14 protein-coding genes are annotated in these 13,022 nt (G+C 76.9%); 5 read left to right on the top strand and 9 right to left on the bottom strand.

Annotation, left to right across the window (positions count from 1 at the left end; all coding sequences use genetic code 11):
• The first annotated feature begins 24 nt into the window (after positions 1–24).
• Positions 25–318 carry a DUF2695 domain-containing protein gene (locus ACI79O_RS03015; RefSeq protein WP_456913332.1) on the top strand — a complete coding sequence of 98 codons (294 nt, stop codon included), beginning with the start codon at positions 25–27 and terminating at the stop codon, positions 316–318.
• On the opposite strand, the gene ACI79O_RS03010 is transcribed toward ACI79O_RS03015, so the two are convergent.
• On the bottom strand, positions 276–1,013 hold the full coding sequence (locus ACI79O_RS03010; protein WP_456893038.1) for a hypothetical protein: 738 nt from the start codon (positions 1,011–1,013) through the stop codon (positions 276–278). The two genes, ACI79O_RS03015 and ACI79O_RS03010, sit on opposite strands and share 43 nt — an antisense overlap.
• 150 nt (positions 1,014–1,163) lie before the next feature.
• Between ACI79O_RS03010 and ACI79O_RS03005 the strand changes: the two genes are divergently transcribed.
• The 3 genes from ACI79O_RS03005 (at position 1,164) to ACI79O_RS02995 (ending at position 4,676) form a co-directional block, all read left to right on the top strand.
• Positions 1,164–1,940: an ABC transporter permease gene (locus tag ACI79O_RS03005; RefSeq protein WP_456893040.1), complete on the top strand. Its 777-nt coding sequence runs from the start codon at positions 1,164–1,166 to the stop codon at positions 1,938–1,940.
• Between the two features lie 114 nt (positions 1,941–2,054).
• On the top strand, positions 2,055–3,338 hold the full coding sequence (locus ACI79O_RS03000) for a S1C family serine protease (RefSeq protein WP_456913331.1): 1,284 nt from the start codon (positions 2,055–2,057) through the stop codon (positions 3,336–3,338).
• 48 nt (positions 3,339–3,386) lie between these two features.
• Positions 3,387–4,676 carry a DUF445 domain-containing protein gene (locus tag ACI79O_RS02995; RefSeq protein WP_456893044.1) on the top strand — a complete coding sequence of 430 codons (1,290 nt, stop codon included), beginning with the start codon at positions 3,387–3,389 and terminating at the stop codon, positions 4,674–4,676.
• A gap of 39 nt (positions 4,677–4,715) precedes the next feature.
• Here ACI79O_RS02995 and rlmB read toward each other — a convergent pair whose 3' ends face one another.
• The 5 genes from rlmB to ACI79O_RS02970 are packed head-to-tail and all read right to left on the bottom strand — an operon-like array spanning position 4,716 to position 8,778.
• Entirely contained in the window at positions 4,716–5,690 is a 975-nt protein-coding gene (rlmB, locus tag ACI79O_RS02990; protein ID WP_456893046.1) for a 23S rRNA (guanosine(2251)-2'-O)-methyltransferase RlmB, read from the bottom strand.
• The gene (cysS, locus tag ACI79O_RS02985) at positions 5,672–7,075 is read right to left on the bottom strand and encodes a cysteine--tRNA ligase (RefSeq protein ID WP_456893048.1); all 1,404 of its coding nucleotides are present in this window, start codon (positions 7,073–7,075) and stop codon (positions 5,672–5,674) included. The genes rlmB and cysS overlap by 19 nt, the downstream gene beginning before the upstream one ends.
• Positions 7,072–7,584: a 2-C-methyl-D-erythritol 2,4-cyclodiphosphate synthase gene (gene ispF / locus ACI79O_RS02980; RefSeq protein ID WP_456893050.1), complete on the bottom strand. Its 513-nt coding sequence runs from the start codon at positions 7,582–7,584 to the stop codon at positions 7,072–7,074. The genes cysS and ispF overlap by 4 nt, the downstream gene beginning before the upstream one ends.
• A complete protein-coding gene (gene ispD, locus ACI79O_RS02975) occupies positions 7,581–8,243 on the bottom strand; it encodes a 2-C-methyl-D-erythritol 4-phosphate cytidylyltransferase (protein WP_456893052.1) in 663 nt (220 codons plus the stop codon). Before ispD ends, ispF begins: the two co-directional genes overlap by 4 nt.
• A gap of 52 nt (positions 8,244–8,295) precedes the next feature.
• Positions 8,296–8,778 (bottom strand): CarD family transcriptional regulator, encoded by a 483-nt coding sequence (locus ACI79O_RS02970; protein WP_073418385.1) that lies wholly within the window; start codon positions 8,776–8,778, stop codon positions 8,296–8,298.
• A 131-nt stretch (positions 8,779–8,909) separates the two neighbouring features.
• Between ACI79O_RS02970 and ACI79O_RS02965 the strand changes: the two genes are divergently transcribed.
• Positions 8,910–9,755, top strand: a complete 846-nt coding sequence (locus ACI79O_RS02965) for a UbiA family prenyltransferase (protein ID WP_456913330.1) — start codon at positions 8,910–8,912, stop codon at positions 9,753–9,755.
• 20 nt (positions 9,756–9,775) lie between these two features.
• On the opposite strand, the gene ACI79O_RS02960 is transcribed toward ACI79O_RS02965, so the two are convergent.
• From ACI79O_RS02960 to ACI79O_RS02950, 3 genes are all read right to left on the bottom strand, one after another.
• Positions 9,776–10,636, bottom strand: coding sequence for a hypothetical protein (locus ACI79O_RS02960; protein ID WP_456913329.1), 861 nt, complete (start codon positions 10,634–10,636; stop codon positions 9,776–9,778).
• Entirely contained in the window at positions 10,633–11,253 is a 621-nt protein-coding gene (locus ACI79O_RS02955) for an RNA polymerase sigma factor (protein ID WP_456893101.1), read from the bottom strand. Before ACI79O_RS02955 ends, ACI79O_RS02960 begins: the two co-directional genes overlap by 4 nt.
• Positions 11,254–11,344: 91 nt before the next feature.
• Positions 11,345–12,910 carry a cryptochrome/photolyase family protein gene (locus tag ACI79O_RS02950; protein ID WP_456913328.1) on the bottom strand — a complete coding sequence of 522 codons (1,566 nt, stop codon included), beginning with the start codon at positions 12,908–12,910 and terminating at the stop codon, positions 11,345–11,347.
• Positions 12,911–13,022 lie beyond the last annotated feature (112 nt).

The following is a 13,022-nucleotide window of genomic DNA, read 5'->3' as shown; positions in this document are numbered from 1 at the left end:
CCCCCGGCGGCCGATGCTGACGGCGTGGCACCGACCGACGACGTCGCCGCCCTCCTGCCGCTGGACCGCTCGCAGCTCGACGCGCTGCGGGAGCACGTCGAGTCGCTGCTGGAGGCCGGGGCCTGCGACCAGACCCGCCGCGCCACCGACGCCTGGGCCGCCCGCCACGGCATCGCCCTCGACCGGCTGCACGAGGGCCTCGAGGAGTTCGGCGGGTTCTGCGACTGCGAGGTCGTGATGAACGTCGACCCCGCGGTGGTCTTCCCGGGGGCGGGTCAGGCGGCGCCGGTACCGGCGGAGGGTCCCTCGCTCAGGTAGCCGGCCGGGTCGCTGCGCGGGGACCCCTCGGCCAGCCAGCGGGCGAAGCCGGCGGGATCGCGCCGCTCGAGCTCGTCGAGCGTCTCCTGGCGGCGCCGCACGATCGACTGCCGCGCCGTCGGGTGCAGCTGCCCGGCCAGCGCCGTCGTCGTGCTCAGCCACTCGCGGCCCAGCGCCGCGGTGGTCATCGTCGTCACCGGCGGCAGGAAGGTCACCGTGCCGACGGTCTCCCCCGGCCGGCCACCGCCCGCCGGCCGCGGCACGGCGGCCGGCGTCCCGGCGGTCGACCCCGGAGGCGACGCGAGGGTGGCGTTGCGCCGCGGCGGGCGCCCGGTGTGCGCGAGCCACAGCCCGAGGCCGCCGACGGCCAGGACCGCGCCGGCGATCACGGTGAGCACCGGGCCGCCCAGCGCCGCCGTGCCGGACAGGAAGAGCAGCACCGCCATCGTGGCCGCGCCGACGCGCCAGGCGGCCTCGAGCGGCGAGTGGCGGTCGAGGACGCCCAGGTCGGCACCGGACCCGCCCCCCGACTCGCGGGCCACACCGGCGGCCAGGCAGGCGGTCACGACCGAGGCCAGCCCGATCGCCAGCAGCCCGGGAGGTCGCAGGGCCAGCCCGCCGACGACGGCCACCGCCGTCGCGGTGAGGGCGGCCAGCCCCAGGAGCAGGCGGGCGGGGACTCCGCGGTCGGACACGAGCAGCCTCCTGGAGGACAGGCCGGGCAGGGGGCCCCGTCCGCTCCGCGAGGACCGGCCGGGCTCCCCCTCTACCCCGCGACGGCCCGATCGCACACCGTGCACGGCGTGTCGCGGGTCGGCGGACCGCGCAGGGCAGGATCGCCGCGCGTGGGGACCTCCGTCGTCGAGCTCGGGCCGCGCCTGGCCGTCGTCCTGGTGCTGCTCACCGCCCTGGCGGCGGCCGTCGGCCGGCTGTCCGGGCTCGGCCAGGAGCGGCCGGTCGTGGTCGCCGCCCTGCGGGCCACGGTCCAGCTGGCCGCGGTGTCTGCGGTGGTGCTGCTGGTCGTGGGCTCGCTGTGGCTGTCGGCGGCGTTCGTCCTGCTGATGGTCGTCGTCGCGGCCGGGACCGCCGCCGGGCGGGCCACCGGACTGCCGCTGCGCGCCCCCGGGGCGGCGCGCCGGGTGGCGACGGCGGCGCTGCCGGTGGCCGGCGGCGCGGTGCCGGTCGTGGCGCTCGTCCTGGCCAGCGGGACGGTCCCGCTGCGCGGCGCGGCGGTCGTCCCCGTCGCCGGGATCCTCGTCGGCGGGGCGATGACCGCGACGTCGCTCGCCGGGCGGCGGCTGCGGGAGGAGCTGACCACCCGCCGGGGCGAGGTCGAGGCGGCGCTGGCGCTCGGCCTGCTGCCCCGCGACGCCGTCCTCGAGGTCGGCCGCCCGTCGGCCGCGACCGCCCTGCTCCCGGCGCTCGACCAGACCCGCACCGTGGGCCTGGTCACCCTGCCCGGCGCGTACGTCGGCGTCCTGCTCGGCGGCGGCAGCCCGCTGGCCGCCGGCGCCGCGCAGCTGCTCGTGCTGGTCGGCCTGCTGGCGGTGCAGGTGGCCGCGGTCTGGATCGTCACCGAGCTCGTCGCCCGCGGCCGGGTGCTCACCGGTCTCCCCCGCTGACCGCGCCGCCGGCGCCCAGAGACCTCACAGGCGCTCGGCAGCGCTCCGCCAGACGCCCGGCCGACAGTCGGTCCCGAGGCGGTGGAGCGCCGCCACGCGAGGAGGACCACGACGATGACCGGCACCCCGTACCCGACCCCCCAGCCGCCGCAGCAGCCGCCGCAGCAGCCGCCGCAGCAGCCGCCGGCCGGTGCGGCCCCGGGATGGACCCCGCCGCCCTCCGGCGGCACCTGGTACTCGCCGGCCCACACCGCGCCGCTGCCCCCGCCGACCTCCCCAGGGCCGGCGCCCCGCCGCGCCGGCCGGCTGCGGATCGGCGTCGCGGGCCTGCTGGCCGGCGCGCTGGTCGGCGGCGGGGCGGGCGCCGGCGTGGTCGCCCTGACCACCGACGGCGCCGGCACGGGAGGGACCGCCGCCACGGCCCAGCCGGTGGTGATCGAGGACCCGGAGAACGCCACTGCGGTGACCGCGGCCGCCGCCGCGGCGGCGCCCAGCGTGGTGACCGTGTACGTGTCCAGCGGCTCGGGCTCGGGCAGCGGCTCGGGGGTCGTCCTCTCCGAGGACGGCTACGTGCTGACCAACGACCACGTGGTGAGCCTCGACGGGGGCACCACCGGCGCGGCCGTCCAGGTGCGCACCGCCGACGGCGCGCTCCACGACGCCACCGTCGTCGGGACCGACCCGACCTCCGACCTGGCCGTGCTGCGGCTCGAGGACGCCGACGGGCTGACCCCGGCCACCTTCGCCGACTCCGACGAGGTGCAGGTCGGTGACCTGGCGGTGGCGATCGGCGCCCCGCTGGGCCTGTCCGACACCGTCACCGACGGGATCATCAGTGCGACCGACCGCGCGGTGACCACCGGCTCCACCCAGGACGACGCCACCGTCCTCGACGCGCTGCAGACCGACGCGGCGATCAACCCGGGCAACTCCGGCGGCGCGCTGGTCGACGCCTCGGGCGCCGTGATCGGCATCAACACCGCCATCGCCTCGGTCGCGTCGGGCCTGCCCGGCTCGTCCGCACAGAGCGGCAGCATCGGCGTCGGCTTCGCCATCCCGAGCAACGTCGCGCAGCGGATCGCCGAGGAGATCATCGAGACCGGGTCGGCCACCCACGCCGTCCTCGGGGTGCGGGCGCAGACCGCCGCCGACGACACCAACAGCGAGGTCGGCACCGGCGCGCGGCTCGCGGAGGTCGAGGCGGGCAGCGCCGCCGCGGACGCCGGGCTGCAGGCCGGTGACGTGGTGACCGCCGTGGGCGACCGCGTCGTGACGACGTCGGCCGAGCTCACCGCCGCCATCCGCAGCCACGCCCCCGGCGACGACGTCTCGCTCACCGTCGACCGCGGCGGGCGGACGACGACCGTCGAGGTCACGCTCGGCAGCAGTGCCGGCTGACCCGGCGACCCCGACGGGCACCCTCCTGCGCCACCTAGGCTCGGGAGGGTGTCGTCGTCGCGCAGACCGCCGGGCAGCATCCCGCTGACCTCCTCGCTCGACGACCCCGCCCGCGCCGAGGGCCTGCGGCGGATGAAGCGGCTGGCCACCGGGCTGTTCCTGCTGGCCGCGGCGGTCTTCCTCGCCTGCGTGCTGGTCGGTGAGGACGCCGGCCCCTGGGTGGGCTACGTGCGGGCCACCGCCGAGGCCTCGATGGTCGGGGCGCTGGCCGACTGGTTCGCCGTCACCGCGCTGTTCCGGCACCCGCTGGGGATACCGATCCCGCACACGGCGATCATCCCGCGCAAGAAGGACCAGATCGGCGCGAGCCTGGGCACCTTCGTCCAGGAGAACTTCCTGACCCGCGCCGTCGTCGAGGACAAGCTGGCCACCGTCGACGTCCCCGGCCGGCTCGGCGACTTCCTCGCCGCCCCCGGCCGTGCCCAGCGGCTGGCCGGCGACGCCGCCGTCGCGCTCAGCGGGGTGACCGACCTGCTCCGCGACGACGACATCAAGGACGCCGTCGCCGGGCTGGTCGACCGCAGGCTGCACGAGACGCCGGCCGCGCCGGTGCTCGCCCGTGTCCTGGAGCTGGTGGTCGACGGCGACCGGCACCAGGAGGTGCTCTCCGCGGCGCTGCGCTACCTCGGCCGCTTCCTGGAGGAGAACCGGGTCGTGTTCCGCGCCCAGCTCGGCGACGCCTCGCCGGCCTGGGTGCCCGACTGGGTCGACGACCGCGTGTTCGACCGGCTCTTCGCCGCGCTGCAGGGCTTCCTGCACGAGGTCGGCGCCGAGCGGGACCACGAGCTGCGGCGGGTCTACGACGCCCGGCTGCGCGCCTACGTGCACGCACTCCGCACCGACCCCGACACCGCGGCGAGCGTCGAGGCGTTCAAGAAGCAGCTGCTCGATCACCCAGCGGTGCGCACCTGGTCGTCGTCGCTGTGGACCAACGCCAAGACGGCGTTCCTCGCCGCGGCCGCCGACCCCGACTCCGAGCTGCGGGCCCGGGTGACCGGGCTGGTCCTCGACGCCGCCCGGCTGCTGCGGACCGACGAGCGGGTGCGCGAGCGGGTGCAGCGGCAGTCGGTGCGGGTGGCCGGCTACCTGGTCGAGCGGTTCGCCGGCGACGTCGCCGACGTCGTGGGCACCACCGTGGCGCGCTGGGACACCGAGGAGACCAGCCGGCGCATCGAGCTGCAGGTGGGCCGGGACCTGCAGTTCATCCGGATCAACGGCACCGTCGTCGGCGGGCTGGCCGGGCTGGTCATCTACACCGTCGCCCAGCTGCTGGGCTGAGGCGCGCAACGATCAGCCTCCCTGATCCCGGCGGAGGCGCTACCCCCGCGCGCGGGCGGCGGCGTACAGGGCGATGCCGGCGGCGACGCTGACGTTGAGCGACTCGGTGTCGCGGGCGATGGGGATGCGCAGGACGACGTCGCAGCGCTCGCGCACCAGCCGGGACAGGCCCGTGCCCTCGGCGCCCACCACGAGCGCCACCGGGTCGGCGAAACCGTCGTAGTCGTGCAGGTCCAGCTCGCCGTCACCGGCCAGGCCCACGGTCTGCAGGCCGGCGTCCTGGTAGGCCGCGAGCGCCCGGGCCAGGTTCACCGCGCGTGCCACCGGCAGCCGGGCGGCCGCTCCGGCGCTCGTGCGCCAGGCCGAGGCGGTCATCCCGACCGCGCGCCGCTGCGGCACGACCACGCCGTGCGCGGCGAACGCGGCCGCCGAGCGCACCACGGCTCCCAGATTGCGCGGGTCGGTGACGCCGTCCATGGCCACCACCAGCGGGGGGCGGCCGGAGTCGCGGGCGAGCTCGAGCAGGTCGTCGGGGTGCGCGTAGTCGTAGGGCGGGACCTGCAGGCCGATGCCCTGGTGCAGCGCACCGCCCGACATCCGGTCGAACTCGGCCCGGCCGACCTCGAGCAGCGGCAGGCCGCGGTCGGCGGCCAGCTGCACGGCCTCGGCGACCCGCTCGTCGGTGCGCGTGCTGTCGCCGGTGACGACGTACAGCGCGGTCGCCGGGATCTCCGCGCGCAGCGCCTCGACCACCGGGTTGCGCCCGAGCAGCAGCTCGGGGGCCTCCTCGGCGCGCTGGCGGCCGCGGTCGCGCTCGGCCCGCCGGCGGGCGTCGGCCTGCGCCCTGCGCTGCGCGGGGTGGCCCTTGCGCATCTCGGCCGGCGGGGTGGCCCCCCGGCCGGCCAGGGCCCGGCGGTTCTTGCCCCCCGTCCCGGCCGTGGCGGTCTTCTTGCCCGCACCGCTCGTGCGGCCGCGGCGCTGGCTGTTGCCGGCCATCAGCGGGTCAGCTCCCATCGGGGTCCCTGCGGGGTGTCCTCGACCTGCACGCCGAGGGCGGTGAGCTGGTCGCGGAGGGCGTCGGCCGCGGCGTAGTCCTTGCGGGCGCGGGCGGCCTGCCGCTGCTCGAGCGCGAGCCGCACCAGGCCGTCGGTGACCCCGGCGAGCCGGCCGTCGCTGCTGCCCTCGGCCCAGCGCGGGTCGAGCGGGTCCAGGCCGAGGACCTGCAGCATGCCGCGGACGGCACCCAGCGCGGCGGCCGCGGCGGCGTCGTCACCCTCGGCCAGGGCGGTGTTGCCCTGCCGGACGGTCTCGTGCAGGACGGCGACCGCGGCCGGGGTGCCCAGGTCGTCGTCCATGGCCGCCCGGAAGTCCTCGGGCAGGGAGGTCCCGCCGTCCGCCCCGACCCGCTCGGCGGCCCGGTGCACGAAGGACTCGACCCGCCGGAAGGCGGCGCCGGCCTCGGCCAGCGCGGCGTCGGTGAACTCGATCGTCGACCGGTAGTGCGGGGCGACCAGGTAATAGCGCAGCTCGATCGGCCGGACCCGGCGGACGACCTCGTCGACCAGCGCGGTGTTGCCCAGCGACTTGCTCATCTTCTCGCCGCCGAGGGTGACCCAGCCGTTGTGCACCCAGTACCGGGCGAAGCCGTGGCCGGCCGCGTGCGACTGCGCCTGCTCGTTCTCGTGGTGCGGGAAGCGCAGGTCCAGACCGCCGCCGTGGACGTCGAAGTCCGGCCCGAGGAATCGTTCGGCCATGGCCGAGCACTCCAGGTGCCAGCCGGGCCGGCCGCGGCCCCACGGTGTCGCCCAGCCGGCGGTGTCGGGCTCGCTGGGCTTGTGCGCCTTCCAGAGCGCGAAGTCGCGCGGGTCGCGCTTGCGCTCGTCGGTGGCGCTGTCGGCCGCTGGCTCCATCTCCTCCGGCTTCTGCCGGGTCAGCGCGCCGTAGCCGGGGAAGGAGCGCACGTCGAAGTAGACGTCGCCGTCGACGGCGTAGGCGTGGCCGCGCTCGATCAGCCGCGCGATGAACTCGACCATGTCGGGGATGTGCCCGGTGGCCCGCGGCTCGTAGGTGGGCGGTCGCACGCGCAGCGCCTCGTACGCGCGGGTGCTGGCCAGCTCGTTCTCGTAGGCCCAGGCCCACCAGGGGACGCCGTGCTCGGCGGCCCGGGTGAGGATCTTGTCGTCGATGTCGGTGATGTTGCGGACCAGCGTGACGTCGACGCCGTGGCCCCGCTCGAGCCAGTTGCGCAGCAGGTCGAAGACCAGGCCGGCGCGCACGTGCCCCAGGTGCGGCCGGCCCTGCACGGTGAGGCCGCAGACGTACATGGAGGCCTGTCCGGCACGCAGGGGCGTGAAGTCGCGGACCGCGCGGGCGGCCGTGTCGTACAGGCGGAGGCTCACCGCGCGGAGTCTACGGAGCCCGGCGCGCCGGTCTCCCGGACCACCAGCGCCGTGGCGACCGCCGCCCGGCCCTCGCCCCGGCCGACCAGCCCGAGCCCGTCGGTGGTGGTGGCCGTGACGCTCACCGGGGCACCCAGCGCCGCCGACAGGGCCGCCTCGGCCTCCGCCCGGCGCGGTCCGAGCTTCGGGGTGGGCGCCACCAGCTGCACGACGGCGTTGCCGACCCGCCAGCCGACGGCGGCCAGCGTGGCCCGGACGTGCTCGAGGACGGCGACGCCGCGGGCGCCGGCCCACCGGGGGTCGTCGGTGCCCAGCAGGCCGCCGATGTCGCCGAGCCCGGCCGCCGACAGCACGGCGTCGGTGAGGGCGTGGGCGACGACGTCGCCGTCGGAGTGCCCGGCGCAGCCGTCGGCACCGGGCCAGGACAGCCCGGCCAGCCAGCACTCGCGGCCGGCCTCGACCGGGTGCACGTCGACGCCGAGGCCGACCCGGGGCAGCGCGTCGCTCACCGGGCCACCTGGAGCTCGGCCAGGTGCAGGTCGTGCGGCACGGTGACCTTGGCGGCGCGCTCGTCGCCGTCGACCGTGCCGACCGGGATGCCGGCGGCGCGCACCACGGCGGCGTCGTCGGTGAGCTCGACGCCCTCGGGCAGCGCGGCGTAGGCGGCCACCAGCGTCGCCCGGTCGAAGCCCTGCGGCGTCTGCACCCGCCGCAGCGGGGCGCGGGGGACGGCGGAGGTGACCACGCCGGCCTCGTCGACGACCACGGTGGTGTCCACGACCGGCAGCACCGGGACGACGGCCGGGGCGCCGGCGGCGAGGGCGGCCAGCACCCGCGCGACCACCTCGGGCGGGGTGAGCGGGCGGGCCGCGTCGTGCACGAGGACGGCGTCGGCGTGCGGGCCCGCGACGGCCAGGCCGGCGCGCACCGAGGCGGTGCGGGTGGCCCCGCCGTCGACGAGCTGCACGGCGCCGGGCAGGACGGCGGCGAAGGCCGCCCGGTCGGCGGCCGGCACGGCGACGAGGACCTCGTCGACGCCACCGGCCAGCAGGACCTCCACCGCCCAGGCGACGAGCGGGCGTCCGGCCAGCGGCACCAGCGCCTTGGGTCGGTCGGCCCCCAGACGCGAACCACTCCCGGCCGCTGCGACGATGCCGACAGCGGACACGGGAGTGGTCGGGTGGAGCGGGTGCGCGGAGGTGGGAGTCAGTCGGCCCGGCTCAGCTCGCCAGGACCTCGTCGAGGAGGACCTCGGCCTTGTCCTCGTTGGTGCCCTCGGCGAGCGCCAGCTCGCTCACCAGGATCTGACGGGCCTTGGACAGCATCCGCTTCTCGCCGGCGGAGAGGCCACGGTCCTTGTCGCGGCGCCACAGGTCGCGGACGACCTCGGCCACCTTGTTGACGTCGCCGGAGGCCAGCTTCTCGAGGTTGGCCTTGTAGCGGCGCGACCAGTTGGTCGGCTCCTCGGTGTGCGGGGCCCGCAGGACCTCGAACACGCGGTTGAGCCCGTCCTGACCGACGACGTCGCGGACGCCGACGATCTCTGCGTTGTCGGCCGGCACGCGCACGGTCAGGTCGCCCTGGGCGACCTTCAGCACGAGGTAGGCCTTCTCTTCACCCTTGATGACCCGCGTCTCGATCGCCTCGATCAGAGCGGCACCGTGGTGCGGGTAGACGACGGTCTCGCCGACAGTGAAGCCCATGTGTGTGTGACCCCTTTCGCTGTACCCAGGTTAGCACGGCACACTGACCCCCGGAACGGCCTGATGGCGGATAAGCGCAGGTCAGCGGCCTGATGAAGTCCAGGAGAGGGGTTGACACGGGCGTGGTGGGTGTGCGTGCGCGGCCCGCCCGGGCGGCCTCGGTGGGCGCCCTGGTGCGCGCGACGCACGCCCCGCCGGCGGCCGCGGTGACCGTCGTCGCGACCCTGCTCGCGGTCGCCGCCGGGCTGTCCCCGGGCCGCGCCGCGCTCGTGGGAGCGGCCGTCCTCGCAGGTCAGGCGTCCATCGGGTGGAGCAACGACTGGCTCGACGCCGACCGCGACCGCGTCGTCGCGCGCGCGGACAAGCCGGTGGTGCAGGGGGCGGTCGACCCCGGCGTGCTGCGCGTCGCGGCCCTCGCGGCGGCCGCGGTGGCCGTCGTCCTGTCGCTCGCGCTGGGCTGGGTGCCCGGTCTCCTGCTCCTGCTGCTGGTGGCCAGCGGTTGGGCCTACAACGCGGGTCTCAAGCGCACGGTGATGTCGGGACTGCCCTACGTCACCGGCTTCGGTGCCCTGCCGGCCGGTGTGGTGGCGGCCGCGCCCGGTTCGCCCGCCGCGCCGTGGTGGCTGCCGGCGGCGGGGGCGGCCCTGGGGGCCGCGGCGCACCTGGCCAACGTGGCACCCGACATCGAGGAGGACCTCGCCACCGGGGTGCGGGGGCTGCCGCACCGCCTCGGCGCGCGGCTGTCGGCGGTCCTCGGCGCCCTCCTCCTCGGCGGGGCCTCGCTGGTGCTCGTCCTGGGCCCGCCCGGGCCGCCGGCGTGGTGGGGCTGGGCCGGGCTGGTGCTGGCGGTGCCGGCGGTCGCCGTCGCCGCGCTGGCGGGGACGCACCGCCTCCGCCGGCTGGCCTTCCCGGCGGTGCTGCTGCTGACCGTCCTCGACGTGGTGCTCCTGCTGCTCGGCGGGGCCGCGCTCACCTGAGCGCGGCCCCGCCGAGGGCGTCACTTCCGGCCGTTGCCGTTGCCGTTCCCGTTCCCGGGGGCGACGGGGGCCGGCGCCGGCGCGGGGGCCGCCTCCTCCACCACGGGCGCGACGGGCGCGATCACCGGCGGCTGCGCGGCCTGCTCGCGGGCGGCCTTGCGCTCGGCGTTGCGCTGGTGGGCCTGCCCGCTGACCCGCTCACCGGTCACCCAGCCGTTGCGGGCGCCCTCGCTCACCCAGTCGCCGTGGGACTGCCCGGCGGCCGGGCCCTCCGTCGCCCACTCCTCCTCGGTCCGCTCCGGGGCGGCCACCGGCGCCTCGACGACGGGCTCCTCGGCGACCGGCTCCTCGACGGGCGCCTCGGTCACGGGCTCCTCGACCACCGGCTCCTCGACCACCGGCTCCTCGACCACCGGCTCCTCGACGGGCGCCTCGGCCACCGGCTCCTGGCCGTCCTCGCCGTCGTCCACGGTCCCCTCGGCGGCACCGCCCTCGGCGGGGTCGAGCGGGTCGACGGCGGCCGGATCGCCGCTCTCGACGGACGCGGGGGGCTCCGCGGTGGAGAAGGTGCCGGTGGTGGCCGCACCGGTCAGGGCGACGGCGACGACGCCGGTGGCGGCGGCCGCCTTGGCGGCGATGCCGGCCGCGGCGAGCTTGGCGGTGAGGGTGGTCAGCAGCATGCGGGGTCTCTTCCGTGAGGCCCGGGCGGGGTGCCCGGCCGTCCGCGTGGACGGTTCCGACTGGTCGGTGAGCAGACCGGTCGCCAGCAGCTCGGCCAGGGCCGCGTTCGGCCGCCCGGGTGCGGTGGCGCAGGCCCGGACCGCGTCGGAGAACGCGGCCAGGGCCTGCTCGTCGGCACGGGCGTCGGCTGGCGTGGTCATCTCGCCCCCGTCATCGCCGGACGGGCCGGGAGGGGTGCGCGTGCATCCTCGATCTCACCCGCAGGGGTGGTGCCGGCCGGCTCGAGCTCCGCGCGCAGCCGGCGCAGGCCGCGCCGCTGCAGCGCCTTGACCGAGCCCACCGAGCGGCCCATGACCGCGGCCACCTGCTCGACGGTGAGGTCGGCGAGCACCCGCAGCAGCAACACCGAGCGCTGGTCGGCGGGCAGTCCCGCGCACAGCCGGTGCACGGCCTCGGTGCCCAGCCGCGTCAGGACGTCGTCCTCCACGTCCCCGCCGGAGGTCTCGGGCAGCAGGTCGCCGGCGTCGTCGGCCAGGTGCGGACGGCGGCTGCGCCGGCGCCAGTCGTCGACCAGCCGCCGGTGGGCGATGGTGAACACCCACGAGCGCAGCGCCTCCTCGTCCCCGCGGAAGCCGCCCAGGCCGCGGAAGACGGCGAGGAAGGTCTCGCTGGCCAGGTCGTCGGGCTCCAGCGCGCCGTGCAGCCGCAGGTAACCGGTGACCACCGGCGAGAGGTCCCGGTACAGGACCTCGAACCCCCACGCCGCGCCCGCCCGGGCCGCCGCGAGGACGTCGTCGAACGCCGGTCCGACCGCCATCCGCGCCTCCCTGCCGTGTCTCCGTGTACGGAGAGGGCATCGGCAGGGACGCCGCGGAACTGGACCGCCGTCCCCCGATCAGGGGCCTCTGTCAGGGGGCGCTGGTGCCGCGGGCGGTCTCCTGCTCGACGACCAGCGACAGGTCGCGCAGCCGGTCGAGGCCCTGCAGCGGACGGCGCATCCGCTGGTTGCCGGCCAGCCGCTCGCGGTTGCGGTCGAGGAAGGCCCAGTAGCCGGCGGTGTAGGGGCAGGCGTCGTCACCGAGGCGCTGCCGGGGGTCGTAGGGGCAGCGGCCGCAGTAGTCGCTCATCCGGTCGATGTAGGCGCCCCCGGCGGCGTAGGGCTTGGTGGCCAGCGCCCCGCCGTCGGCGTGCTGGCTCATGCCGACGACGTTGGCCACCATCACCCAGTCGTAGCCGTCGACGAAGGTCCGGTGGAACCAGTCGGTCAGCTCCCGCGGGTCGATGCCGCGCTGCAGCGCGTAGTTGCCCAGCACCATCAGCCGGGGGATGTGGTGCACCCAGCCGTCGCGGCGCAGGTCGCCCAGCACGCCGGACAGGCAGGCGGCGTCGACGGCGGAGTCGTCGAGCTCGGCCATCCACCCGGGCACCGGCTCGAGCGCCCGCAGCGCGTTGGCGTGCCGGTAGTGGCGGCCGAAGTGCCAGTAGGTGTGCCAGGTGTAGTCGCGCCAGCCCATGACCTGCCGGACGAAGCCCTCCACGGAGTTCAGCGGCAGCGGGTCGCCGTCGGCGGCGCGGGCGCGCGCGGTGGCCTCGGCGGCGCGCACGACCTCCAGCGGGTCGAGCAGGCCGAGGTTCATCGCCGGGGAGAGCAGCGAGTGGGCCAGCCAGCGCTCGTCGGCGAGCATCGCGTCCTCGTGCGGGCCGAAGGCGCCCAGCCGCGCGGCGAGGAAGTCGTGCAGCCGGGTGAGCGCCTCCTCGCGGGTGACCGGGAACAGCCGAGGGCCGTCGTCACCGACGAAGGAGACCTCGCCGTCGGCCTCCCAGCGGTCGAGGTCGGCGCGCACTTGCTCGTCGATCTCGTCCTCGGCGGGCCACCACGGCTCCGGCGCCGGCGAGCGGCCGTCCCGCGGCGGGGGCTCGCGGTTCTGGGCGTCGAGGTTCCACGTCCCGCCCAGCGGCTCGGCGCCGTCCATGAGGACGTCGAGGCGGCGGCGGGCATCGCGGTAGAAGTCCTCCATGACCAGGCGGCGACGGCCGCGCCCCTGCGCCCACCGCGCGAACTCGCCCTGCGAGCTGACGAACCCGCGGGCGGCCAGCACCTCGACGCCGGGGCGCGCGAGGACGAGGTCGCGGCCGCTCCAGGTGGTGGGCGCGCAGACGCTCAGCGGCTCGTCGTAGCGGTCCAGCGCCTCGGCGTAGGTGGCGACCCGGTGCAGGTGCGCCTGCTCCCCCAGCTCGGCGGCCCGGTGGCGCAGCGCGGAGAGCACCAGGTGCGCCTTCTGCCGGTGGAAGCGGCGCCGGGCGAACACGGCCTTCGACTCGACCAGCAGCACCGGCTGGTCGGGCCGGTCGAGGAAGTGGGGGCCGAGCTGGTCGGCGAACAGCCATCGTCGCGTCGCGGGCGACCGCTCGGGGAAGTCGGCGAGCGCGGGGTCGTGCTCCTCCGCGCCGGCGCCCGGTCCCGGGCCCCGCATCGGCCTCACCTCCCGGCGGACATGGTGGGTGGACCGTTACGCTCGGCGCGACTCGGGCCATCGAGACCCACGGTGGCCGGCACGTCTCTCGCTGGAGGTCGACCGCCGTGAA

The sequence above is a fragment of the Geodermatophilus sp. SYSU D00696 genome, assembly GCF_054050235.1.
This window is presented reverse-complemented; position numbering and strand designations above follow the sequence as displayed.

What these genes read in the sequence shown, in the direction of transcription:
- ACI79O_RS02955 (WP_456893101.1), bottom strand. Translation starts at nt 11,253, where the DNA reads ATGGCGGTCGGACCGGCGTTCGACGACGTCCTCGCGGCGGCCCGGGCG.
- ACI79O_RS02960 (WP_456913329.1), bottom strand. Translation starts at nt 10,636, where the DNA reads ATGACCACGCCAGCCGACGCCCGTGCCGACGAGCAGGCCCTGGCCGCG.
- ACI79O_RS03000 (WP_456913331.1), top strand. Translation starts at nt 2,055, where the DNA reads ATGACCGGCACCCCGTACCCGACCCCCCAGCCGCCGCAGCAGCCGCCG.
- ACI79O_RS02970 (WP_073418385.1), bottom strand. Translation starts at nt 8,778, where the DNA reads ATGGGCTTCACTGTCGGCGAGACCGTCGTCTACCCGCACCACGGTGCC.
- rlmB (WP_456893046.1), bottom strand. Translation starts at nt 5,690, where the DNA reads ATGGGAGCTGACCCGCTGATGGCCGGCAACAGCCAGCGCCGCGGCCGC.
- ACI79O_RS02950 (WP_456913328.1), bottom strand. Translation starts at nt 12,910, where the DNA reads ATGCGGGGCCCGGGACCGGGCGCCGGCGCGGAGGAGCACGACCCCGCG.